This window comes from Acidimicrobiia bacterium (assembly GCA_040289475.1).
GTDB lineage: Bacteria > Actinomycetota > Acidimicrobiia > ATN3 > PSLF01 > PSLF01.
On record PSLF01000011.1, the window covers coordinates 1 to 22,200 of the forward strand.

General features: G+C 55.6%; 24 protein-coding genes and 4 tRNA genes. 2 read left to right on the top strand and 26 right to left on the bottom strand.

Annotation, left to right across the window (positions count from 1 at the left end):
* The 16 genes from C4318_06690 to C4318_06765 all read right to left on the bottom strand — a co-directional run.
* A partial coding sequence (locus tag C4318_06690; GenBank protein ID MER3454829.1) for a hypothetical protein occupies positions 1-1,092 on the bottom strand: 1,092 nt, incomplete at its 3' end.
* A 96-nt stretch (positions 1,093-1,188) separates the two neighbouring features.
* Positions 1,189-2,754 (bottom strand): hypothetical protein, encoded by a 1,566-nt coding sequence (locus C4318_06695; GenBank protein ID MER3454830.1) that lies wholly within the window; start codon positions 2,752-2,754, stop codon positions 1,189-1,191.
* Positions 2,755-2,763: 9 nt separating this feature from the next.
* The gene (locus tag C4318_06700) at positions 2,764-3,483 is read right to left on the bottom strand and encodes an aminoacyl-tRNA hydrolase (GenBank protein MER3454831.1); all 720 of its coding nucleotides are present in this window, start codon (positions 3,481-3,483) and stop codon (positions 2,764-2,766) included.
* A gap of 61 nt (positions 3,484-3,544) precedes the next feature.
* A complete protein-coding gene (locus C4318_06705; GenBank protein ID MER3454832.1) occupies positions 3,545-4,225 on the bottom strand; it encodes a 50S ribosomal protein L25 in 681 nt (226 codons plus the stop codon).
* A gap of 202 nt (positions 4,226-4,427) precedes the next feature.
* A complete protein-coding gene (locus C4318_06710; GenBank protein ID MER3454833.1) occupies positions 4,428-5,456 on the bottom strand; it encodes a ribose-phosphate diphosphokinase in 1,029 nt (342 codons plus the stop codon).
* Positions 5,449-7,002, bottom strand: a complete 1,554-nt coding sequence (gene glmU, locus C4318_06715) for a bifunctional UDP-N-acetylglucosamine diphosphorylase/glucosamine-1-phosphate N-acetyltransferase GlmU (protein ID MER3454834.1) — start codon at positions 7,000-7,002, stop codon at positions 5,449-5,451. The genes C4318_06710 and glmU overlap by 8 nt, the downstream gene beginning before the upstream one ends.
* A 79-nt stretch (positions 7,003-7,081) precedes the next feature.
* Positions 7,082-7,155: transfer RNA gene (locus C4318_06720), tRNA-Gln, on the bottom strand.
* A 38-nt stretch (positions 7,156-7,193) separates the two neighbouring features.
* Positions 7,194-8,084: a 4-(cytidine 5'-diphospho)-2-C-methyl-D-erythritol kinase gene (ispE, locus tag C4318_06725; GenBank protein MER3454835.1), complete on the bottom strand. Its 891-nt coding sequence runs from the start codon at positions 8,082-8,084 to the stop codon at positions 7,194-7,196.
* Positions 8,085-8,112: 28 nt separating this feature from the next.
* Complete coding sequence (gene rsmA / locus C4318_06730; protein MER3454836.1) at positions 8,113-9,129, bottom strand: ribosomal RNA small subunit methyltransferase A; 1,017 nt, start codon at positions 9,127-9,129, stop codon at positions 8,113-8,115.
* The gene (locus C4318_06735) at positions 9,126-10,040 is read right to left on the bottom strand and encodes a hypothetical protein (GenBank protein ID MER3454837.1); all 915 of its coding nucleotides are present in this window, start codon (positions 10,038-10,040) and stop codon (positions 9,126-9,128) included. Before C4318_06735 ends, rsmA begins: the two co-directional genes overlap by 4 nt.
* Before the next feature lie 76 nt (positions 10,041-10,116).
* Entirely contained in the window at positions 10,117-10,875 is a 759-nt protein-coding gene (gene rsmI / locus C4318_06740) for a 16S rRNA (cytidine(1402)-2'-O)-methyltransferase (protein MER3454838.1), read from the bottom strand.
* The gene (locus C4318_06745; GenBank protein ID MER3454839.1) at positions 10,872-11,231 is read right to left on the bottom strand and encodes a hypothetical protein; all 360 of its coding nucleotides are present in this window, start codon (positions 11,229-11,231) and stop codon (positions 10,872-10,874) included. Before C4318_06745 ends, rsmI begins: the two co-directional genes overlap by 4 nt.
* Positions 11,232-11,436: 205 nt before the next feature.
* On the bottom strand, positions 11,437-12,276 hold the full coding sequence (locus tag C4318_06750; GenBank protein ID MER3454840.1) for a sulfurtransferase: 840 nt from the start codon (positions 12,274-12,276) through the stop codon (positions 11,437-11,439).
* A gap of 375 nt (positions 12,277-12,651) precedes the next feature.
* Positions 12,652-13,431 (bottom strand): aquaporin, encoded by a 780-nt coding sequence (locus C4318_06755; protein MER3454841.1) that lies wholly within the window; start codon positions 13,429-13,431, stop codon positions 12,652-12,654.
* 12 nt (positions 13,432-13,443) lie between these two features.
* The gene (locus C4318_06760; protein MER3454842.1) at positions 13,444-13,785 is read right to left on the bottom strand and encodes a hypothetical protein; all 342 of its coding nucleotides are present in this window, start codon (positions 13,783-13,785) and stop codon (positions 13,444-13,446) included.
* Between the two features lie 203 nt (positions 13,786-13,988).
* Positions 13,989-15,134, bottom strand: coding sequence for a fructose 1,6-bisphosphatase (locus tag C4318_06765; protein ID MER3454843.1), 1,146 nt, complete (start codon positions 15,132-15,134; stop codon positions 13,989-13,991).
* A 445-nt stretch (positions 15,135-15,579) separates the two neighbouring features.
* On the opposite strand from C4318_06765, the gene C4318_06770 reads away from it, so the two are divergent.
* The gene (locus C4318_06770; protein ID MER3454844.1) at positions 15,580-16,182 is read left to right on the top strand and encodes a hypothetical protein; all 603 of its coding nucleotides are present in this window, start codon (positions 15,580-15,582) and stop codon (positions 16,180-16,182) included.
* Complete coding sequence (locus C4318_06775; GenBank protein ID MER3454845.1) at positions 16,179-17,303, top strand: site-2 protease family protein; 1,125 nt, start codon at positions 16,179-16,181, stop codon at positions 17,301-17,303. The genes C4318_06770 and C4318_06775 overlap by 4 nt, the downstream gene beginning before the upstream one ends.
* Before the next feature lie 115 nt (positions 17,304-17,418).
* On the opposite strand, the gene C4318_06780 is transcribed toward C4318_06775, so the two are convergent.
* The 10 genes from C4318_06780 to C4318_06825 all read right to left on the bottom strand — a co-directional run bounded on the left by C4318_06780 (position 17,419) and on the right by C4318_06825 (position 21,944).
* On the bottom strand, positions 17,419-17,862 hold the full coding sequence (locus C4318_06780; GenBank protein MER3454846.1) for a hypothetical protein: 444 nt from the start codon (positions 17,860-17,862) through the stop codon (positions 17,419-17,421).
* Positions 17,863-17,978: 116 nt separating this feature from the next.
* Complete coding sequence (locus tag C4318_06785; protein ID MER3454847.1) at positions 17,979-19,631, bottom strand: hypothetical protein; 1,653 nt, start codon at positions 19,629-19,631, stop codon at positions 17,979-17,981.
* Positions 19,624-19,986, bottom strand: coding sequence for a hypothetical protein (locus C4318_06790; protein MER3454848.1), 363 nt, complete (start codon positions 19,984-19,986; stop codon positions 19,624-19,626). Before C4318_06790 ends, C4318_06785 begins: the two co-directional genes overlap by 8 nt.
* A 223-nt stretch (positions 19,987-20,209) precedes the next feature.
* A tRNA-Arg gene (locus tag C4318_06795) sits at positions 20,210-20,286 on the bottom strand.
* Between the two features lie 71 nt (positions 20,287-20,357).
* Positions 20,358-20,747: a hypothetical protein gene (locus C4318_06800; protein ID MER3454849.1), complete on the bottom strand. Its 390-nt coding sequence runs from the start codon at positions 20,745-20,747 to the stop codon at positions 20,358-20,360.
* 16 nt (positions 20,748-20,763) lie between these two features.
* A complete protein-coding gene (locus C4318_06805) occupies positions 20,764-21,060 on the bottom strand; it encodes a hypothetical protein (protein MER3454850.1) in 297 nt (98 codons plus the stop codon).
* A 90-nt stretch (positions 21,061-21,150) separates the two neighbouring features.
* Entirely contained in the window at positions 21,151-21,372 is a 222-nt protein-coding gene (locus tag C4318_06810; GenBank protein ID MER3454851.1) for a hypothetical protein, read from the bottom strand.
* A 193-nt stretch (positions 21,373-21,565) separates the two neighbouring features.
* Positions 21,566-21,640, bottom strand: a tRNA-Arg gene (locus tag C4318_06815).
* On the bottom strand, positions 21,617-21,817 hold the full coding sequence (locus tag C4318_06820) for a hypothetical protein (GenBank protein ID MER3454852.1): 201 nt from the start codon (positions 21,815-21,817) through the stop codon (positions 21,617-21,619). The genes C4318_06815 and C4318_06820 overlap by 24 nt, the downstream gene beginning before the upstream one ends.
* Positions 21,818-21,853: 36 nt before the next feature.
* Positions 21,854-21,944, bottom strand: a tRNA-Ser gene (locus C4318_06825).
* Between the last annotated feature and the right edge of the window lie 256 nt (positions 21,945-22,200).

Below are 22,200 nucleotides of genomic sequence, written 5' to 3' on the forward strand. Positions count from 1 at the left end.
ATCCGGGCGGGCATACAGACGGGGGGCTTCCGCACTCGGGTCTGATGAAGCACTAGCATGTTCTTGCCCTGTATCCCACGTGCTCATCAGCGCAGAGGCGAGATCCTCTTCTTCGGCAACGTGAGCCTCGGCTCTGGCGCGTATCTCCGCGGGATCCATGAGCGCTACGATGCTGCCGCCCTCTAGTAGCTCGAAAAGAGTTGCGGGCCTAGGTACGACCCAGGCTAGCCACCCTTCCATCCCGGGAAAGTAAATTCCCTCTGCGAACTTCTCCCACACTGCTGCATTATCTGGATGAGATGCGAGAAGCCGACGAGCCAAATCTCTAACCTCATCGGTAGGCCGTAATTCTCTGGCGGGAAACACCGCCACCTCTTCTTCGATAACGTCGATCGTCCTCTGAGTCGAAACCGACACCGTCTTGATCTCTTCGATCAGATCGCCAAAAAAGTCGGTTCGGATGACGAATTCAGCTCCGGCTGGCCATATGTCGAGAATCCCACCTCGTATGGCGAACTCGCCCCGTCCTTCTACTTGATACGTACGTTCGTAACCCCACTGAACGAGCGTGTCCGCAGCCTTGGAAAGATCGACCTCTCGTCCTGGGGCTAGCAACAACGGTTCTTTAGGGATTCCAGCTGGATCCGTTCTTTGTAATGCTGCTCTGGCCGAGGCTACCACGAGCCTGAGAGAGCGATCCCCGGATCGCAGCCGCCAAAGGACCCGCATCCTCGTTCCCATAGCGTTGGCAGAGGGGCTTATGTGTTCGAAAGGAAGCGACTCCCATGGAGGTAAAACCTCGACTGGTAAAAACGTTGGTCCGTTTCGACTTCTTCTCTTGGGAGCAAAAGCGAGGGCATCCGCAGCAATCCTGTAGGCCTCCCTAGCCTCGGCAGTTACTACGATCAGGGGACCCTGACCGTTTTCTGCCAAATACTCGGCAAGAGCTGCTAGAAAGTATCCCCGCGCCGCGTCGATGACCGGAAGGAATGCGTCCTTTCCTCTGAGAAGACGGTGCGCCGCCTCTAAGAATTTAGCGTGCGCAAAAAGACCGGATAGTAAGTCGCCTCCAGGCTGCTGTGCCAATGTCACGATAGTTTTATGATCTCAAGAGCCCCTATGCAGCACCACGAAGCAGTACCGCTACCTACAATGCCAACGTCGCCCCTACTCGCCGAAGTTGTTTGCTCAGTCAAGCTTGAACCGTGCAAGGTAGTCGGAAAGACTCCTAGCCAGCTCTCCAAGGCGCTCCGCCACCCTGGCCTGCTCGCTTGCAGCCGACGCTGCGTTAGCAGAAGCCACAGACATCATGCTGACCTCGTGGGCGAGCTGAGCTGAGTTTGCCCGTTGTTCGGCAGCTAAACGCTTCACTTCGTCGGTGCTGGATGCGGCATTAGCTGCCGCCTCAGTTATTCGGTTGAGTGCCTCTCCTGCTCTCGCCACCATCGTGACGCCAAAGCGGACGTGCTCGCGGCCCTCGTCGCTGACCTTGACAGCTAGGTCGGTCTGTTCTTGAACCTCGACGATGAGCCCCTGTATCTCCCGGGCCGCAGCGGCTGTACGCTCGGCTAACTTTCTTACTTGCTCCGCTACCACAGCGAAGCCCTTCCCTGCCTCTCCAGCGTGTGCGGCTTCGATAGCAGCGTTGAAAGCTAGTAGGTTGGTCTGGCGAGCAATACCTTCGATGAGCCCTACAATCTTTCCGATTTCGGTGGAAAGCTCCTGAAGCTGCGCGGCCCGGGCACTCATGTCCGCCACAGACTGCTCGATACGTTTCATCCCCTTTGTCGACGCATCAACAGCCTCTCGGCCATCAGAAATAAGTACCTCTGCGACTTCGGTAAATCGGTCCAGGGATGCCTTTGCAACGTCAATGACCATCCCGGTCTTCTCCAGTAGTGCATCTATAGTGGCCCTCGTCGACTGGAACGACGAGCTCTGCGACTCAGAAGCACTCAAGGCTACTGCAGATGCCTCGCTGACCTCTCCTGAAACCTTCGCCAACTCGGCACCGACCTCACGAACCTCACCCACAAGCTGACGTAAATTGTCGACTGTTTGATTGAAGTGCTGGGCTACAGGTCGAATAAGCTGGGCCTGATACCCATCGCCAGCGGCGACTTGAATTCGAGTTCGCGAGGAGAGGTCACCTGTGGCCAGTCGCTCAAAGGCACCCTCCAAAATCTCGCCAGCGCTACCCAACTCCTCGGCCATCTCTTGAGCTTCCCGGCTCTTGGAGATCAGTTCCTGCACCACTTGATTCACGAAAAACGGAAACACTATCAGCCCTATCGAGACAAGAACCGTGTAGTCTAGCCGTTCCCGAGTAAGCTGGTCTAACAGACCCAAAGAAGCTAAGAACGTACCCGCTGCAAAGGCACCGAAAATGGCGTTATCGAGAGGTAAAGTAAGAGCGGACAGTGAGGTCAGAACCCAGAAGTAAACAAGCCAATATCCGCGCTCAATTCCCCCGGTTGCCCAAGTAAGAAGGGCGCAAGCTCCCAAGAGCGCGACTCCCGCTGCCCACATGAGCGCCCTGAATTTGAAAAGGCTCTGGGTACCGCTTCTTTCATCCCCAGCCACAATTCTGGTGGCAATTACTAACGACGGAACTCCTGCCACCAATACAACGATCGCCGCGAGTGCCGCCGGTTTCCTAGTAGAAGAGTCAAGCGCAACAGCAACGGACAGAGCCGTGCCCACCAGGAACGCCACACGGGCCCATGCACCGGCTTTCGCGAGTACAGTGAACATTTGCCGCCCTCAGCCGGGTACTCCGCTCTCGGCATCTGCGCCACTATTGTATAAATTCATAGCTGCATCGATTCCATGGATCAGCGCATACTCGATTGCCTCGGCAGCTCGCGCACTCGACTGGTCGGCTAAGTCTCGTTCCTCTGGAGCGAATGGGCCCAAAACATAATCCACTGGTTCCTCGCCCGCTGGCGGACGCCCAATTCCGATTCGGAGGCGCTGGAAAGAATAGGTCCCAAGCGCCTTGATTACCGACTCCACTCCCCTGTGACCTCCCGATCCTCCGCCAAACTTGAATCGCACCGTTCCAAGCGGCAGATCAAGGTCATCGTGGACTACCATCAGGCACTCTGGAGACACTCCGCAGCGCTCTAACAGCCATGCTGCAGCGCTACCCGACTCGTTCATGAAAGTTGTGGGTATCCCGGCGAGTACGCTGATCGTCTCTGTTTGTCCGTCTATACCCGAACCATTCAGTTCGATACGGGCAACCCTAACCAATCTACCGATGCGCCTGAGGCGGCTATTACGCTCTCGAGCGAACCGACGCACAACGTTGGAGCCCACGTTGTGACGAGTGTCCAAGTACTCCGAGCCCGGGTTGCCCAATCCCAAAACAACAAAGTCGATTCCCTCCAAAGTTGGGCTGGTGCTACGAACTACTCTCGCTCCTATACGCTTGAAAAATCCCCAGACATCGTGAGACATAGTAGTCAAGCAGCCGATCAACTAAGTGCGCCGGTCGCTCCTATCTATGCCCCGGCACAATTCGGATAATCTGTAGCAAGAACTATTCTTCCTGCGAAGAAGGTGCGGGCAATTTGCCGCCCTCTGGAGAACCCTCTCCAGCTGTGGGCCCTCCAATCACCGCCTCGCTCTCGCCAGCCTCCCCAGCGCCGGCTGCGGCGATTGCAGGTGGCAGGGATAGGCTAGCAACCACTTCCTCAGGATCGGTCACGAGCGTCACGTTTTCTGGAAGCTCAATGTCCATTGCCTTGATCGTGTCGCCGGGATTTTCAAGCATCGCCGCTGGCGCTTCGAGATGGGCCGGGACATTTGCAGGTAGGCACTCAATCTCCACCGAGGTAAGGTGGGTCTCGATTACAAAACCCTTAGAAACGGCGGGCGCTCGTCCCTCCAGCACCACCGGAACCTCGGTGTGAATCTTGGTGTCATGACGTATAGCGAGAAAATCGATGTGCAGATATTCGTCGGTTAAAGACTCCTTCTGGATCTCCCTGGGAATCGTGAGAATCGGCTTGCTGCTTCCCTCTAGCTCTAACTCCACCAGTACATTGCGGCCGGCTTCGGTAGACAACGCCCTGTGTACCTCTTTGCGATTCACCACAACAGTGATCGGATCAATCCCGCTTCCGTAGACAATCGCTGGCACAAGCCTTTGGCGCCGCGCAGCTCTCGCCGCCCCTTTACCAGTTCCTGAACGAAGTGTTGCTCCTAAGCGAACCTGCATCGTCTAATATCCAACTCCCTACCCGCCAATTCGCAATCAGCACCCGTCAAGAAGAGACATAGTGCGCGAAATAGAAGTTGAATAGTATCACTTCACAAACAAAACATCTCTGGGAATCTGACACCAGCTCGCGGGTTGTTCGGCAACACTTCCGGACAGAGCTAACCCTCCAGCCGATTGTAGCTGAGCGCCAATGGCGACTTTACATCTGCTCGTTCTCACCGCCAAAGATTTCAGACACCGATGCGTCTTCAAAGATCGCCTTTAGAGCTTTGGCGATAATAGGTGCGATCGTCAGAATTTCGATCTTGTCTAAGCGCTTTTCCTCAGGCACAGGAAGCGTGTTAGTCACTACTACCCTTTCGATCGGTGCGTTTTTAAGCCGGTCTACCGCTGGACCCGAAAGAACAGCGTGCGTCGCTGCTGCATAAATCTCGGCTGCCCCTCTCTCTCTCAGTAGCTCGGCAGCCTGGGTTATGGTCCCGGCCGTATCGATCATGTCGTCCACTAGAATGCACGCTCGCCCTTTTACTTCCCCGACGACCTCCAAGATCTCTGTTTTGTGGGCGACGGTCCTTTCTCTCTTTTTATGCATGATCGCTATCGGTGCATCGAACTGATCGCCCCACCGCTCAGCCAGCTTCACTCGGCCGGCGTCTGGGGAAACTATCGTGATGTCTTTGTCTACGCAGCTTTCGAACCACGACGCCAGAAGGGGCCTAGCAGTCAAGTGATCCACCGGGTAATCGAAGAATCCCTGAATCTGGCCCGTGTGGAGATCTACGCAAAGAATCCGGTTAGCGCCAGCTGCCGTGTAGAGATCGGCTATGAGTCGTGCGGTGATAGGTTCCCGGCCAAGCCCTTTTTTGTCTTGGCGTGCGTATCCGAAAAACGGTGCAACAGCGGTAATCCTCTTAGCCGAAGCCCGTCGTGCAGCGTCAATCATGATGAGCTGCTCCATAATGTTCTCGTTGATTGGAGAGCAATGGCTCTGCAGGATGAATACGTCCCACCCTCGAATCGACTCGCGGAAGCGGCAGTATATCTCTCCGTTTGCAAAAGTCTTGAGGTCGACCTTTCCGAGCTCAATGCCCAAATTTGCGGCTATCTCTTCGGCCAGCTCACGATGAGCCCGGCCAGAAAACAGTGCGAAGTGCTTGCGGGCCAATTGATCCTTGTCGAGCAGGAGACTTCCTTCCTCGATGAGGCCAGTTTGCGCGGCGTCAGCCATCTCCTCGCTTCTCCTCGTGCTCCCCGCCTTGGCCAGGCCGAGTACCTTCGTGTAATTCTTGGGCAATCGAGTTCTCGTACTCGTCGTCACCAACGTTGGAGTCGGTTGCTGTCCCTGCTCTTCGTCGGGCCACCCATCCACTGATGTTCCGCTGCCGCTGACGAGCTACTCCCAAGTCCCCGGGAGGCACGTCAACGGTAATAGCAGATCCAGCAGCCGTGTAAGCCCCCTTCCCGATTCTCACCGGAGCGACCAGCATTGTGTCGGAGCCAATCCTTGCATCGTCTTCAATGATTGTCCGGTGCTTTCGTTCGCCGTCGAAATTGCACGTAATCGAACCAGCGCCAATGTTGACCCGCGATCCCACCTCTGCATCTCCTATGTAGGAAAGGTGCGGGACCTTAGTGTGCTCCCCGATGGTGGCGTTCTTGGTCTCTACAGATGTCCCGATGTGGACCCCATCGGCTAACCGGGAACCCGATCGCAAATACGCAAATGGGCCCACTGTCACTCCGTTACCTAGCTGAGCTTCGCGCAGGACCGCATAAGTAACCGTGCATCCCGAACCCATCACCGAGTCCACGATTCGAGTGTATGGACCGATTTCGCAACCTTCCCCGATAGAAGTCTCTCCCTCGATAAGGGTACCCGGAAGAATGCGGGTATCTCTGCCGATGGAAACCTCCGCACCTATGAATGTTGTGGAAGGATCGACAAGAGTCACGCCCCTGGACATGTGTCCTCTGTTTATACGCTCCCTAAGAATCCGTTCCGTCTCGGCCAACTCGGCTCTGGTGTTGACTCCCATGACTTCTTCTGGAGGCGCATCTATTGCTTGTATTTCTCTCCCCCGACTGACTAGGACCTCAACAACGTCTGGCAGGTAGTACTCGCCCTGAGCATTGTCTTTAGAAAGATTTTGGAGAGCCTCAGCTAACTCGGCTCTGTTGAAACAGTAGAATCCAGCGTTTACTTCGGTTATTGCGGCCTCGTTGGGACCGCAATCGCGGTCCTCGACTATGCGCAGGACTCTTCCATCTTCCCCTCTCACGACTCGACCGTACCCAGACGGGTCGTCGAGATTCGCGGTGAGGATGGTCCCCCCTGCACCGCTCTCTTCCTGGTAGACCACGAGCTCCGCGAGGGTCTCTGCGGTTATCAATGGTGCATCTCCATTGACGACGAGTACGTGTCCGCCCGAGTCTTCGGTGTTCTCGTCAAGCCACTCCATAGCTACCTTGGCTGCGTGACCGGTACCCAGAGGTTCTCCTTGTTCCACGAAGGCCACCTCAGCGCCGTAAGGTAAATGTTCCGATGTAAGCGAAATCACCATATCCTTCCCGTAGCCAACCACGACGATGATGCGATCGCATCCCAATGGGCGCAGTGCATGAATTACCCATCCGATCATCGGGCGACCGGCGAGCACGTGAGCTACCTTAGGAATTGCCGATTTCATGCGAGTCCCGAGACCAGCCGCCAGGACGATCGCTGATAATGGGCGGGAGGTCTGGAACGGGCTATCTGTGGCACCTGATTGAGTCATGCTCATATCGTACGCTTCGAATCCTTATCGCGTCTGCCGATCCCTAAAGGGGTAAGAGACCGGCAATACTCTCGGCCTGTAGCTGGGAGGGGAGGAATCGAACCTCCATTCCAGGATCCAAAGTCCTGTGTGTTGCCGTTACACCACCTCCCATCGGTTTCCGGTGGTCCAGAATACGAATTGCCGAGCACCTAGTGCGGCGGATCTCCCTCAGAAGACCCCCGCTCGACAATCGTCACGCCCGTTCTGGAAGCACGACAAACGAACACTTTTGAAAAAAGCTCCTGTGCTGCGTTGCACGTCTCCATCGCTTGATCTTCCGAGTCACACACAACGAACATGGCGGAGCCGGAGCCCGTCATCCGGGCAGGTGAACCAGCTATCCTCGACAACTTCCTTCTCAGCTTCTCCAGCGGGGGTGCCAGCCACTCGGCTGCTGGCTCAAGGTCGTTTACGAAAACGTCTACTAGTCCATCGATGGCAGCCGGTGGTTCAGCTTGCTCACCCTTCTTTTGGATGGAGTCAAAGGCAGCGTACACGTCTCCCGTCGAAAGCCAGAAATCGGGAATACCTACCACGAACCGGGCAGCTTCCAAGGCATCTGTGAACTCGAGAGTCTCGATCTTTTCACCAGTAGAACCAACGCGTGCAACTCCTCCGACGAGACAGAAGGGCACATCGGACCCCACGCTTCGTCCGATCTCGGCAAGTTTGACTCCGTCGAGATTCGCACCGCTTATGCGGTTAGCCAGATCCAACACAGCAGCGGCATCAGCCGACCCTCCTCCAAGGCCCGTACCTGGAGGTACCCGTTTTTCCAGCTTTATCTCGAAACCCAAATCTGTTATCGCGCACGCGTCCTGAAAAACCTTCGCCGCTTTGAGCGCCAGATTCTGCAGATCCGGCCCGGTGTCTTCCCCGGAGACCTCCAGTGTGTTTACTCTGCCTTCCGCCAGCTCAACGCGAACAGCATCGCCCAGGTCTAAAGAGCACATAACTGAGGAAATCTCATGAAGCCCGTTTATGCGCCGCCCCACTACTCGCAGCGAAAGGTTCAGCTTTGCGTGAGCGACCGCTTTCATGAATCGCCTCGAGTCGATCCAGCCTCGGTCAGGGCACCCAACGTTTTTTTTTCAGGATAGGAAGTGAGTTTTGCCATTCAGAATCGACTTCGCGAACGGCGCTAGCCAGCGCAGCGAACCCTTCCAATCCAATTTGTTCTGCGCGCGCGGTCGGATCAATCCCGGCCTTGGCAAACAACTCTGTGGCAAAGTGAGGATCGGAAAACCACTCGAGTCCCACTAGTGCGTTCTTCAACATCTTTCTCCTAAAAGCAAACCCCTGATTTACCAGAGCAAACAAAAGCTGCTTGGGGGCAACCACTGGGGGCTTTTCTCTTCTCTGGAACTGTACGATCGCAGAGACCACGCGGGGACGAGGGTAGAAGACATCTGGCGGAACTTTTGCCGCTATTGAAGCCTCTGCCGCGTAAGCCAATAGTAGAGAGGCTGCTGAAGAGTTCCGCGAGTCTTTCGAGCCGCACAAGCGCTGAGCCACCTCGACCTGGAGCATCACAGCCCCGGAGCGGACCTTGGGATAGGTCTCCAAAAGATGCAACAACAGGGAGGTTCCGCTCGAATACGGTAAGTTCGACACTAACTTCCAATCTCGTGCGGCCTCGAAAGCTTCGAGAACAGTTTTCCAACTATGTCCACCAGCCTCGGTTTGCAAAACATCCAGGGCTTCCTTCGCCGCCTCTATGACATCTGCTACAAATGCATCAGCGGACACAACGAGTGCTCCTGGGACCGTGGAACGCACGACCGAGGCTAAAGCGGCATCTTTTTCTATTGCTAGAACGTATGCACCGCAGCCTACTAACGCTGTGGTGAGCGAGCCTACGCCGGGTCCGATCTCGAGAACGCAGTCGGCCTCACTCACCTCCGCGATGCGGCACATTTTCTTCGCGACACTGGGATCTACTAAAAAATTCTGACCCAGAGCTTTCCTGGGCGATATTCCTCGTCTCTTCAGCAAAGCGATTACGTAGGATCGCCCGAGTCTTTGCGGACTTGCACGGGCTGGAAGGTCGTGGCTTCGGCTCCCATCCTCCACCGCAGCGCTCACCTGCCCGCAAAGAAAATAGCGGAGGCGGAGGCCGTGGTAGTAGAAGCTACCTCTTCCTCCGAAATGCCCTTCAAGCGAGCCAACTCGCGACCTACAAGTGCTGTCCTTGCAGGCTCGTTGGGGCTTCCCCTATAGGGGTGAGGACTCAAGAACGGAGAGTCCGTCTCTAGAAGACATCTTTCAAGCGGAGCCCAGGCTGCCACCTCGCGTAGCTGCCTAGCGTTAGCGGTTTTGAAAGTTATAGGGCCAGCGAAAGAAAGAAATGCTCCAAGCGACAGGTACGACTCTGCATCATCTCGAGATCCAGAAAAGCAGTGCATGACGAGGGGCGGCAGCGATCCTGATCTGAGCTCGTCCTCTAGTACTCTTCTCGTCTCCCGATGGGCCTCTCGAACATGAATCACCAACGGCTTGGAAACACGCCTAGCCAGTTCGATGTGAAATCTAAAAGCCATCTCTTGATCGGATGGAGGTGCTTGTCCACGATAGAAGTCGAGGCCGGTTTCTCCGATGGCAGCGACAAACGGGGACTTGGCCATCTCATTCAATGTGTTCTCAACCCCGGTCGAGAAGAAGTGAGCTTCGTTGGGGTGAAGGCCAATCGTGGCTACGCACCGAGGGTCGGCCATGGCTATGCCCATTGCTTCTCTCGAAGTTTCTGGATCGATGCCTACGACGACAAACCTCCTGACGCCCGCCTCTTCGGCCCTCTGGAGAATCGCTACTATACGCGGATCCAAGCTCGCCGGCGAAAGGGGGGAGCCACTAGAAAAAGCTGTTCCAGCTGCGTCAGTATCTGTGGCCAAGCTCTCGGAGTTTGGGTACGGCGTCCTCTTAGTGCTATCAGAAAAAAGCGCATCTTGGCGGGAAAGAAATATATGGCAGTGAGTGTCGATCCAGTACGAATTCATACCAGGGGAGAAAACCTAATGACGAGGGCAGGACACTTATAACAGATCCAGATCCTCCCGAATTCTCCTTTTCCAATCACCATTGTTCACTACCCAATCGATGGGGTTCTTTGCGATGGTTCTTTGCATCTCCAATACTCACCCGGCCCGCCGGACCGAAGACAATAGTGAATTCCCCTCTTGGCTTGTGCTGCGAGAAGTGAGCTATAGCCTCTTCTAAATCTCCTCGGACGACCTCTTGATGAATCTTGGTCATCTCCCTGCACACTGCCACTTGGCGGTCTTTGCCCATTACCTCTCTAGCATCACACAAGGTATTCAAGAGTCTGTGGGGAGCTTCAAAGACAACCGTAGGGCGGTCCTCCGCCGCAATCCTCCCCAAAATCTTCCTTCGTCTGGATGTCGTGCGAGGCAAAAAACCTTCGAAACAAAATCGGTCAGCCCTAAAACCAGAAAGTACTACTGCTTGGATAACTGCGGAAGGGCCTGGGACGCAGTCAACCTGAAATCCCTCTTGAATTACCCGGCTGACCAGCTCCCATCCGGGATCCGAGACGAGGGGCATACCAGCGTCGGTGGTGACCACTACCGTCTTCCCAGAGCGAACACCTTCGAGGATTTCCTCGGTCCTTCTCTTGAAGTTTCCGGGGTGGTACGAGAGAAAGCGCTTTTTAGAGATGCCGAGGTGGACTAGAAGTTTTCGCAGCCTCCGGGTGTCTTCGGCGACGATCACATCGGCTATCTCTAGGGTAGCCCTCATCCGATCAGAACAGTCCCCAAGGTTGCCGATAGGGGTACCCAGCAGTACCAGGATCCCATCTGTACGATTGCTCATCGCGAACCCGACATTCCGGCTTGGGCTCGGACTTCTATAAGATCACCTTTCTCGATTTGGATTCCTCTGAGCCAGGTTTGCTCGTCAGGCTCGAGCGGCACAAGCTCTAACACATCTGTGGCACCCCTGCACGTTTGGGGAAGTCTCCACGGGGAAACTCTAGACAGCACCGAGATTACGAGGTAGTACGAGTCCGAGCCCCGCATTGGTCGAAGGGCCCCTAAGTCAAGTCCCGTTCCTTCGTTCAAATGGAGCATCTTCGTTGCTGTCTCACCGATGTTTCCATTTGTTTTCCTAGGCTCGACAGACTTCAAAAAGACGATGTCGATTGGAAACGACATTCCCCAGGTGTGCACGGACGAGCAGTGCCTGAGGAGTGCTCCCCATCCGGCAGGTGGTCTCTGAGTGAGGAGCAGCCCCCGCATCTTGGCAAGCAACGTCTCGGCTATGATGCAGCGGCCGATGGGGCCTAGACGTTTGGTGTCTCTTAGAAGATATACGAGATGAGTTGGGTGTAGTACGCGGCCCACATCCCAAGACTATCCCGGCCGCGCCGATGGTTCAGCGCTCTATAGGTACACCGACAAGCGAGCCGTACTCTGTCCACGAGCCATCGTAGTTTTCCACGTTGGGATACCCGAGGAGCTCGTGGAGCACAAACCATGTGTGTGCGGAACGCTCTCCTATCCTGCAGTATGCAATTGTCCCACGGTCTTTGGTAACCCCTTGCTCTGTATATAACTTAGCCAGCTCTTCGGGAGACCTGAAGGTTCCGTCCTCTTCTACTGCCTTTGACCAAGGAATATTTTTGGCGCCCGGGATGTGTCCTGGTACTTGGGCTTGCTCTTGTGGAAGGTGATCAGGAGCTAGTCGCTCTCCTCTATATTCTTCAGGCGACCTCACATCTACCAAGTTCACCTTGCCCAACTTCTGGAGGACCTCGTCCCTAAAAGCTCTCAGTTCGCCACGAACAGGTCCGGTGACCCGAAAATTGGTGGGAGAGAACTGAGGCACCTCGGTTACAAGCTCTCTACCCTCCAGCTCCCACTTCTTCCGGCCTCCGTTCAACAACTTGACGCTGTCGAATCCGAGGTATCTGAGAAGCCAGTATGCATAAGCAGCGAACCAGTTGTTGTTTCCGCCGTACAGAACTACCGTGGTGTTCTCGTCTACTCCGGCTTGCTGTAGCAGCCGAGAGAGGCCGTCCTGGTCAATAAAGTCTCTTTTGACCGGGTCTCTTAAGTCCACGAACCAGTTCCAAGCGAGTGCGTTTTTTATATGTCCTTTATCGTACGCGGTGGTGTCCTCATCTACCTCGACTATCCGGATAGATGGATCGTCGAGCCTTTCCGCTAGGCGATCGGTCTCGATGAGCACCGGCGAGTCTTCGTATCTAGCCATTCGATCCCTCCTTTTGGACCCGTAGATCCCTTGCGTTTGAACCTCCTTCTGTTCCGGCTTACACCCCCTGGCATGCGCCGCTAGGTGCCTCTCGATAGTATTTGCGATCACCTTCATTCATAAGCCAGATGGCAGTCGATGCACCGCGGTAACAATTCAGAGTAGTTTAGTCGGAATTACTTTTGTATTATCGTAGATCGCCCCCTGCGATGCAAGTGGGTCCGAGGGCCCGCCGCCACGGGACCGGTGTCGACAAGTACTAGAGACGACTCGGTTTCGACAGCAATTACATTCGAGTAGATCTGGAGGAAGTAGATGCGAATCTGTGTCACCCCGAAACGCCCAACTCAAATAGGGCGTCGAGACCCTAAAAAATTAGCGCCGCCGCTGTCGAGACTGCCTAGACCGGCGCTGGCCTCGATCTTCGTCTCGGTAGTTACGCTCTTCGCTCAGCGAGCTGGAAATCCCGAGAATACCGTACTTGTAGATCGCCGCCGCTAGCACGCCGCCCAGCAAAGGTCCTAGCCAGTATACGAGGTGGTCCGCCCAGTATCGTCCGGCGAGTGCCGGCCCGAAAGTTCGAGCTGGGTTCATCGAGGCACCGGTCAAGGGTCCACCCGCCATGATGTCCATGGCAATCACTAGCCCGATCGGTATCCCAGCGACTTTACCAAAGGCCCCCTTGGGATCGATCGCTACTGCGGCAACGACCCACACCAAGAAGAAAGTCAATACAGCCTCTATAAGCACACCTTGACCGAAGGAAATAACAGTGCCTTCTTTGGCCAGCATGGGCGTACCGAGCTTTACCTTTTGCCAAAGCTCTGTAGGTACTGCAACCCGTATTACTGTAGCGGCAACCGTAGCGCCAACTAGTTGACTCACTATGTACCCTGCCGCTTGGCCCACCGATATAGCTTTTGCTACCACAGCCCCTACCGTCACTGCAGGGTTGAAGTGTCCCCCCGAGACATGTCCGACCGCGGTGACCATCGTTGCTATCGCAAGACCGTGTGCTAATGCAATCGTTACTAGACCGGCTCCGCCTTCGGCACCAGCAAAGCCCGCTGCGACGATCGAGCCTATACCAATGAACACGAGGGCAAACGTACCTATGAACTCAGCTACCAGCTTTTTCCAGATAGGAATGTCCATTCCTTGCTCCCTCTACCTGATGTCATCTAATAAAATCTTCCGGGCCTCTTCGACCCAGCCCCTCGCTCTGTGGGCTATTTTTCGATCCGCTTGCTTCTCCCAGATCTCGAGCTCCTCTAATAGTTTTTTAGATCGCTCTCGTCGTTGCGCGTCGCCGAGAGGGATCGTTCCTTGGAGCTTGGTTCCGCCCTCCAAGCCTCCCTCTGGAAAGTACCAGTCCTTGAGCCAACGGCATCCTGCAGCTAGAAGAGCCAGGCCCAACGGAGTTGCTTGGGGCGGAACTTTTCGCCGCAAAGCCCATTCGGTGTCATCTCCTTCGTATGACACCATAAGCGAGGCGCCCGGGCCAAGCATACGCGCCAGATCCGGCAGTATCGAGGCATCGGTAACGACCAGGTCTGCCCAAGGCCGCAACCCGCTGTGAGGTCTACCCCAGAAAACAAGGCCGATCGCGGCTGGTTCACCGGCTGAGTTTGAAAAAACCACCCGTTCCTCACCGCTAGCACGGCCGGGTCTACGGCTCGTTATGTGCACGGCCAGTAGCGCGATGCGGCTTCTTACTCGACATCGGCTGCGGGCTCTGCCGCCTTCCTCGCCGAGGCTGATCCATCCCCGTCGATACTGACCCACCTCTCCTGGAGCTTCTCCACCACCGCAGGCATTGTCGTGTACTCCATCTCGTCGAGGGGGAGCCTGTGAGGCTCGAACGGGCCATGCCTCCGCAGGTAGTCCATGATCTCGTTGCACTGCTGCCTGGCCCTGTCGAATGAGGGGTCGTCGAAGATATCCCGGGGCTCTCCGAGCATCCCGTCCTTTATTTGAAAGCCAAGACCCACCACTCTCGGTGGACCGTCGAACCTACTAGGCTGAGCATGAGCCAAAGGAACTGGCATGAGGGGCGCATGATGCGAGCCCCGCATGCATCCGGCAACAGTGTGCGGGAACGCAAAGGGCTCGGTAACTTCCCCAACAGCAGGAAGACCGGACTGCGCTCTCACTATCATGACCGGATCATCTTTGCCAACGTACCTTCCAGCCATGAAGGCGAGTCTTTGTGTAGACGTAGCTGCAGCGTCCTCGTCGAGAGTTTTGGACCGGACCTTTTTTATCACGTATCTCGAGGGAGCTCCGATGAACAAAAGTAAGTCGTACATTTCAGCCGGACAGTCAAAAAGTATCTTTTTGTCCTCTTTGAGGTCGAGCACCTCGAACAAAAATCCCTTGTGCATCTTGGGGTCTATAACCAGTCCGGCCGTGTTGAAAGGATCCGCAAAGATCTTGAACAGTGGTAGATTCCATGCCCCTGGCTCGGTCTTGTCTGCCAGAAAAACGAGGATTGGTTCGGATGGCCGCTCCTCGAATTCGATCTCAGCGTAACCAGGACCCATTCCACGGAGATTTCCAGAGAAAGCATCGGTCAGGAGATCCTGTCCAGCGCCGTAAAGACCCAGGCGCTTGGCGACCTCCGTCGTAGCCTCGAACGTCTCCCAAGCAAACCGATGAACCCGTTCTGACTCCGAACCGTGTGTATGAGTGAGGATCAGCGCAAGGTCGTCGCCACACCACGAGACTCGTCCGTCGATGATTAGGTTGCCCTTGGCGGTCGCCACCTTCGCTTCAGCTTCCTTGACCATTTCTGGGTGCATGGCGGAATGCCCTACCCATCCACCCGTGTCTGCTTTTATTACGCTAAGAGTTAGCATTCTTGGCCTCCGTCCCTCTAAAACACCTACAGCATCACTCCGAAGTCCCAGTTCGGTACCATATTGCCCGAAGGAGTGCCCGTTATGCTTAGCGCAGATCCGAATCGTCGAGCAAGTCTCATCTCGCCCGGTCATGCTACCGACAATGCATACCGTGGCAACGTGGCGCATCTTCAGCAAAGATTGCAACGCCTAGATATTGCCTAAAAAGGATCGCCTGACGTTGTGGCCAAAGAACAGTGGAGCTGATTGTCGTTGACAAAAAAATCTGCTCAGTTACTCGATCGACTACGTTTTCGAAATTCGTGTTTTCAGGGAGCTGGCTGGGAGATTCATAATCCTGCCACCAGAGCGCGACACGATCATAGGCAAAGCCGCCGTCTTCGTTGTCTCGGAGGCAATCGAGGGTGATTACCTAGAGTTCGGCGTATACAAAGGCGAGTCTTTGGCCACGGCCTACCGGACCTTTGAAGCGGTGTATTCGAGAGAGATGTCCTCCTCCACCAGTTCCAACCCCCAGCGCTGCGAAGATCTCAAGAAGCGATGGGATTCTATGAGGTTTTTCGCTTTCGACTCGTTTCAAGGGCTGCCCGAGCTGAAGGGCCCAGATTCCTTGACCAAAGACTTCACCCCTGGCCAATTCCGTACTTCATCTGATGAGTTTTGGGCACACCTCCGCCGTAGAAAAATCGATACGTCGAAGGTCGTAGCGGTGGAGGGGTGGTTCGAAGATACCCTCACCGATGATACCAGGACCCGCCTTGGCATCAAGAAAGCCGCTGTAGTTCACATAGACTCTGATCTTTATGCCTCGGCCAAGCTCGCACTGTCTTTTATCACCCCTGTTCTGCAGGACGGTACAATTCTCATCTTCGACGACTGGTTCAATTACAGGGGGCATCCTGCGCTGGGTGAAAGAAGGGCTCTTCGAGAGTGGCACGAACAAAACCCCAAGTGGGGACTGACCGAGTATCACAAAGAAGGTGTGCGCCGTAACTCTTTTATCGTGAACGATTTGACCCTAAGAGCTGATTTGGTGACGACATGATTGCGCACACTTGGAAGATAGCTCGCATCAGGGGCATTGAGCTTCGCATCGATCATTCGTGGGTGATAATCGCGATTCTGGTCAGTTGGACAATGCTGGCTAGGTTATATGTCCTGCATCCCGATGCGAAGTTTCGGCTGCTATTTCCGGCAGCCGTAGTCTCCGCCGCATTGTTTTTCGGATCGGTCCTGTTTCACGAATTCACGCACGCACTGGCCGCGCAGGCATTCGGGATTCCAGTAAAGTCAATTACTCTTTTCGTCTTCGGCGGTGCCACCCATGCCGACGTCGAGGCCAAAGGGCCCGGACCCGAGATGATAGTGAGCGCCCTCGGTCCAATATCCTCGATTTTCCTCTCGCTCATTTTCTGGGTCGCCTACGCAGTGGCAGTCGTTGCCAAAGCTTCTATCGCGGCATCCAGCCTCGGATACCTCGCCTGGGTCAACTTAGCCCTAGCCATATTCAACCTGGTGCCTGGATTCCCGTTGGACGGTGGGAGAGTGCTGAGGGCTGCTGTGTGGTCGATCTCTGGAAGTCTAGATACTGCAACGAAGGTAGCATCCAGAGTCGGGGAGACGATCGGGTACGGGCTTATAGCGGTGGGAGCCTTTTCCCTATTCGGCAGAGCCATATTCCCCGGACTGTGGATGGCTGCGATTGGATGGTTTCTAGCCTCATCAGCTCGAGCACACGACGAGGAAAGACAAGTGAGGAAACTGCTCAGAGGGGTAGCAGTTGAAGAGGTGATGGAGGTAAGCCCGGTTACGATCCCGGGTGACACAACAATCCGTCAAGCTGTCGACAGATATCTTGCTCATACCACTTTCGACGCCTACCCCGTGGCGGTAGATGGAAAAGTGGCAGGGTACATTACTCTGGAAGCCATTCGAGACATCCCCCCTGAGTTCTGGGAGCGCCAGCCCGTAGTAGAGATCATGACTCCCTTGGACGAGAACTCAGCAGTGCCGCCACACGCTCCAATGGAAGTCGTCTTGCATCGCTTAGAACTAGGCGACTCGGGTGTGGTTGTAGTTCTGGATGAGCAGGGAAACGCTGTGGGCGTAGTAACGGCTCAGGACATAGGAAAGTGGATTCGCCGTCGTAGCCTCTTGGTCAGATGAGTGCTACAGTGGAACGGCTTCGGCCGCCTGGTGTGTGCGTGAAAGGCCACCTCTTTTTCAAGGCTAGCTTCGGAAACAACCGAGTCTGCACCGGATAGGGCCCGAGTCTCCGAGATCAGGCTGACCCGGTTCCCTGCGAAATGCTTATAGCTACAGTGCCCGCTATGACTAGCAAGATTCCTACAACTTGTACAGGACGAAGGTGCTCGTTTCCAAATATCACGGCAAGGAATGCTGTAACGGCCGGATAAGTAGCTGAGACAGGGACTACGATGGCGGTGTTCTGGGACTTGAGCGCTTGGTAGAAAAAGACCACTCCAGCTATAGCTGCCAGCTGTATAAGTGAGGCCCAGCCAAAGGCCCTGGCATCGAAGCCGGTTCGCTCAGAGTTAGTAAACCACAGAACCAACGCGATAACAGAAGTTGTGGGAATCCCCCATACTATGAGCTGTTGCCAGTCATGGCTTCGCAGCGCCATTCCGTTTAGAAATCCCCATGCTCCCCACGCAATGACCGTGGCCAAAGCCCAAACCTGCCAAGGCATGCGCACCTCCTTCATCAACCTGGCAGCCAGGTTTTAGATACTGAGACTGCGCGTCTGCTACCGAGCCAGAGCGGTCTAGCATTACTCATTCGCATCGGTCAGCCTATCTGGGGGCGTCGGCTATGACATCGTCAAAACTGCAACGGACCCAGCGCCGCCGCTATCCATCCGAGCGCTACTGCCTCTGCAAAGGAGACCACAGCCGGGGAGGCACCCGACTTATAAGCACCGACAGCGAAAACCTCAAAGTAAACAAGTACTCCAACCAAAAGCGGGATAGCCAAAACCATGACAGGCTGAAGAGCCCCGATCCCGATAGCCACACCAATGGCTCCCAGGGCCATGAGTTTTAGCACCACAGAACAAGTAATGCTCCGAAGAATCCCGCCTCTTTTGGAAAGAAACTCCACAGCCCAAAAGCCTGGGAAAAAGCCGGCCGCACTGAGAACCGCTGAGAGTAGGCGCTTGGGATCGAGGCCCAAGTTGTGGATCTTGGACAGCCCCCCGGCCAGTAGCACCAAGAGAAGCGCGCTCCCGGCTGCGGCAGACAAAATACCCCTAGGCCTCGGACTGCTGACAGCCACAGTGTCCTTCAAAAAAGAGACGGCTGCTGCAACCGTCGCACCCGAAGTCGCAAACAAGACAATGAGCCCGGAGAGGAGTCCAAGCGGTATCGCCCCATTCAACCCGAAAACTTTTGTCACGATCAGACCAGCAAGCAGAGCTGCGCCCCACAGCACGACTATTCGGCCCCAGCGCAAATTCTCATCCAGCGCAATCCAGTCGGTACCGCGCTGGAGACGCCCAGTGACTCTGCCCGCCCCGTAGGCAAGTATCAAAGCCAGTGCGACCAACGGAAGATAGGAGTGCCGAGCCCCAGCTTGCGCAAGGACAGCATCGTCGGCCGGTGACAACGTGTCTCGGGACCCCCAGAGGGCATTCGTCTCGCCACCTCTCCCCACCGTCGCCCTTAGCCATGCAACCAGCCATCGCACAGTTTGGGGAGAGGAGACTATAGATAGGTGATCGACCCCCCGCACCTCTACCTGAGCGACTGCGTCCCCTTTTTCTACGTTCCCGTAGACGACGTCCTCCCTCATCGCTCCGACTCCGGCGAGGTCTGCGGCTATCTGCCGGACCCTCTCCTTCAGAACCCGAGGATCTCCTGCGGCATAGATAAACATGGTGTTTTTGGGGCGTTGTGGACCGGTCAGAGCCCGGCCACCCGAGATCGCCAAAACCGCGGAAGGACGAGGGTCCGCAGAAGCGAAGTCGAGAGCAGTCGCGGCTCCCATAGAGTGCCCCGCAACTACAATCCGGGAGGCATCTACGTACTTGTTCGAGCTAGCCCAGTCAATCACGCGACCCATAGTCGCGCGGTGAGTCGGACCTGCTGGAGAGCCGAACGAGTTCTCGTTTTGGCCGTGTCCAGGTGCATCGTATGTAGCTACTGCGTATCCGTTGCGAGCCAAGGACTCGGCCAGATAGGACAGACCGACACGATCTCCGACGAGCCCATGGGCCATGACAACCAACGGGAAGATCCTGTCCGAGACTCCTCCAATGCCTCCTGCTTCATGCACAGAGGATCCCCGGGGGATGTAAAGAGTGACCGGAATACCGTCTTCCAACACAGCGGAGATTCGAACCACTTGACCGTCGTCTGTGTCCCGTGGAGCCAGCACACCGAGCGACCACAACACCAGCGCTGCGATCATCACCACAGAGTAAACGATCCTTTTTATGTCGCGTGGGGGCTGTTGGGCGCTGCCTATCTCAGTCATCCGAATTACAAGCCCCTGCCCTACTAGACAGCCCCACGCTTCGCCGGGCCTGCTGGACGAAGTTCCGGTCTAGCCCATTGGTCAAGTAGCAGAAGGAAATCCCCGAGTCAGGATCCGCCCACGCGATTTGTCCACCTGCCCCATCGTGCCCGAACGTGCTCGGAGAGACCTCCTGACCGAAGCCCCTGTATATCGACTCGAGAGGATCCTCGGCAACCATAAGTCCCCTGCTACGGTGGGACGTTATCCCACGGATCGGATCGGGGAGATCCGAGATCAGTTCTATCCCTTCCGAGATAATCTCGGATTTCCATATGGCGGATCGAAGATGCGCTCCTTGACCAAACAACGACAATCGACCCCCGTCACCCTCTCGATTATGTCAGCAAGGACCCAGTGTGCTTCAGAAGGTGTTCTACGGTGACTGCGTGCTTACCGTTGGAAGACGTCCACGCTGTCGCCTTAGCGCCGGATACCTAGTAACTAGACGTCGCTCTGCGATTCGTCCTGAAGCGTCTTTTAGAGAGAATACAGAGCCTTTACTTGTGGGTGCGGCGAATCGAAGATCTCCTAGGTCAGGGCGCGCTCGGAGGGACTCGAACCCCCAACCTTCTGATCCGAAGTCAGATGCTCTATCCAATTGAGCTACGAGCGCTCGTCTAGCTTGGCCAAACCATGCCTGGGGTACGTCAATTAACATACTCAACTCATCGCTGGTTCAAGCCCTCATCGGTATCTGGCGGCCTCCGCAAGACCAGCGATGTTGATGCGGTACCCTCTCCCTCTTACCGCTATCACGAACCTCCCTAGCTCGCCCAGGGCATGCCTGATCCTGGCTATGTGAATGTCGATAGCACGAGAGTTAGTATTCAGAACCCCCCCTCCCAGCGCTTGGTACAACTCGGATCTAGCCACCACTCTTCCTTCTGCCTCGAGAAGACGGGCGAGAATGCGGATCTGACCAAGCGAAACAGGAACCGGTTTTCCATCGACCCGAAGCTCGCACATCTCCGAGGGGGAAAGCCAGATCGGGCCACACGAGATCGCGTCAGCTGGCGCTGGTGTTTTGGCACCAGATCGTGTTCTCGATCGAGCTTTGGATCCTGCGGTCACCACAGAGCGACCTTTTCCACTATGTTCTGCTAAAGAGCAAAACCAGCAGAGCGATGGTGGGTCCTACCAGAAAAACGGACCCACCCTCTTTTATCAGTCGACTCAGTGGAACCGTGGGGCTCACACCCGCAAACAAGCGAGCTTTCCGACAGGCCAGCTTTCCGAAAAAAAGCATTGCATAACACCCAAGCATGGCCCCGAGGTACACAACTCTTGACGCGCCGAACAGTGCGAGAATTCCCACTGAGACAACGAACGCCACCGGTGCCATCACGAGGCGCGGATTCGATTCGACGTACAAGTCTCTGTTCGCCATTCAGTTCTCGCGTGGCTTCAGATCGCCGCCTCTCCAACAGGTTGCGGGTAGGGCGGCTAGTAAGCTCGGGATTGGACAAAGCCCCTTGTACTAGTGAGTAAAGCTCTTGGTAAGCGCTTTGAGGTCTGCAAAAACTCTTGCTGTTATACCCACGCTCGTCGCAGCAAGGGCTGAGCCCGCAAAGAGGGCAACAACGGGATCTAATCCAAAGGCAATACCAACTCCATAGCCCAGCACTAGCGGCGCGATTACCCCCATGAAAGCAACGCTTAGCGATGATCTACCCACAGAACCGAGTTCTGCGAGATCCATTTGAATGCCGACATCGAAGAGGACTCGTTACCGCTACATAAAAATCCCGTAACAGGTAAGTATTGTCTTCGCCTCGGCAAGCACAAATAGCAAAGCCTCGTCCAAGGGTCTCTTTAGGATCACGAACACGACCTGGTTCAACAGCATTCTGGCCCGAGGCGGATGGGCTGACGTGTCTAACTCAATCAGGCTGCGCGCTCGGAGGGATTCGAACCCCCAACCTTCTGATCCGTAGTCAGATGCTCTATCCAGATTGAGCTACGAGCGCACAGTAAGAACGGCGGGTGCTTTCAGGGTCTACACTGCCGAGAGAACTCCCTCCCGCAGAGAGCTCGATCTCGCTCTTTGAGTTGGCATCAAAGTATTGTACGGACCCCGCACGCCTCAACCACACCAGTATCCCCAGGTTGCGAGAGTCTGCCTTTTCGAGAGATCGGATGCCCAAGCAGAAGCCGAAATCAATCGCTCTCGCTTAGCCGAGCGGAGGGGGAGGGATTCGAACCCTCGAGGCGGCTTTATCCGCCAACCCGCTTAGCAGGCGGGCGCCCTAGACCGGACTAGGCGACCCCTCCAATCCTCATGCCACCTTGGCACAGAGGCGTGTCCGAAGCTGCTCTCCGATGCTGCACGAGCACTTCACGATATCCACCAATAACTTCATCCACAGTAAGCCTATTGTGCCGGATTGCTCCATGGCATGCGGTAATAGAGATGTGAAACGGCCCTGTGATTTTGGGAGCATCGAGGGGCGCGGGGTCTGCAGAGATAACTAGTGAAAAAGTATCAGTTCGGCGAGCACGAAGATTTTGGAGCGGATATACTCAGCGT

Excerpts from the sequence above, each read along its gene's own strand:
- C4318_06695 (MER3454830.1), bottom strand. The coding sequence starts at position 2,754 with ATGTTCACTGTACTCGCGAAAGCCGGTGCATGGGCCCGTGTGGCGTTC.
- C4318_06705 (MER3454832.1), bottom strand. The coding sequence starts at position 4,225 with ATGCAGGTTCGCTTAGGAGCAACACTTCGTTCAGGAACTGGTAAAGGG.
- C4318_06710 (MER3454833.1), bottom strand. The coding sequence starts at position 5,456 with ATGGCTGACGCCGCGCAAACTGGCCTCATCGAGGAAGGAAGTCTCCTG.
- glmU (MER3454834.1), bottom strand. The coding sequence starts at position 7,002 with ATGACTCAATCAGGTGCCACAGATAGCCCGTTCCAGACCTCCCGCCCA.
- ispE (MER3454835.1), bottom strand. The coding sequence starts at position 8,084 with ATGAAAGCGGTCGCTCACGCAAAGCTGAACCTTTCGCTGCGAGTAGTG.
- C4318_06735 (MER3454837.1), bottom strand. The coding sequence starts at position 10,040 with ATGAATTCGTACTGGATCGACACTCACTGCCATATATTTCTTTCCCGC.
- rsmI (MER3454838.1), bottom strand. The coding sequence starts at position 10,875 with ATGAGCAATCGTACAGATGGGATCCTGGTACTGCTGGGTACCCCTATC.
- C4318_06750 (MER3454840.1), bottom strand. The coding sequence starts at position 12,276 with ATGGCTAGATACGAAGACTCGCCGGTGCTCATCGAGACCGATCGCCTA.
- C4318_06755 (MER3454841.1), bottom strand. The coding sequence starts at position 13,431 with ATGGACATTCCTATCTGGAAAAAGCTGGTAGCTGAGTTCATAGGTACG.
- C4318_06760 (MER3454842.1), bottom strand. The coding sequence starts at position 13,785 with ATGCTTGGCCCGGGCGCCTCGCTTATGGTGTCATACGAAGGAGATGAC.
- C4318_06765 (MER3454843.1), bottom strand. The coding sequence starts at position 15,134 with ATGCTAACTCTTAGCGTAATAAAAGCAGACACGGGTGGATGGGTAGGG.
- C4318_06775 (MER3454845.1), top strand. The coding sequence starts at position 16,179 with ATGATTGCGCACACTTGGAAGATAGCTCGCATCAGGGGCATTGAGCTT.
- C4318_06780 (MER3454846.1), bottom strand. The coding sequence starts at position 17,862 with ATGAAGGAGGTGCGCATGCCTTGGCAGGTTTGGGCTTTGGCCACGGTC.
- C4318_06785 (MER3454847.1), bottom strand. The coding sequence starts at position 19,631 with ATGACTGAGATAGGCAGCGCCCAACAGCCCCCACGCGACATAAAAAGG.
- C4318_06805 (MER3454850.1), bottom strand. The coding sequence starts at position 21,060 with ATGGCGAACAGAGACTTGTACGTCGAATCGAATCCGCGCCTCGTGATG.
- C4318_06810 (MER3454851.1), bottom strand. The coding sequence starts at position 21,372 with ATGGATCTCGCAGAACTCGGTTCTGTGGGTAGATCATCGCTAAGCGTT.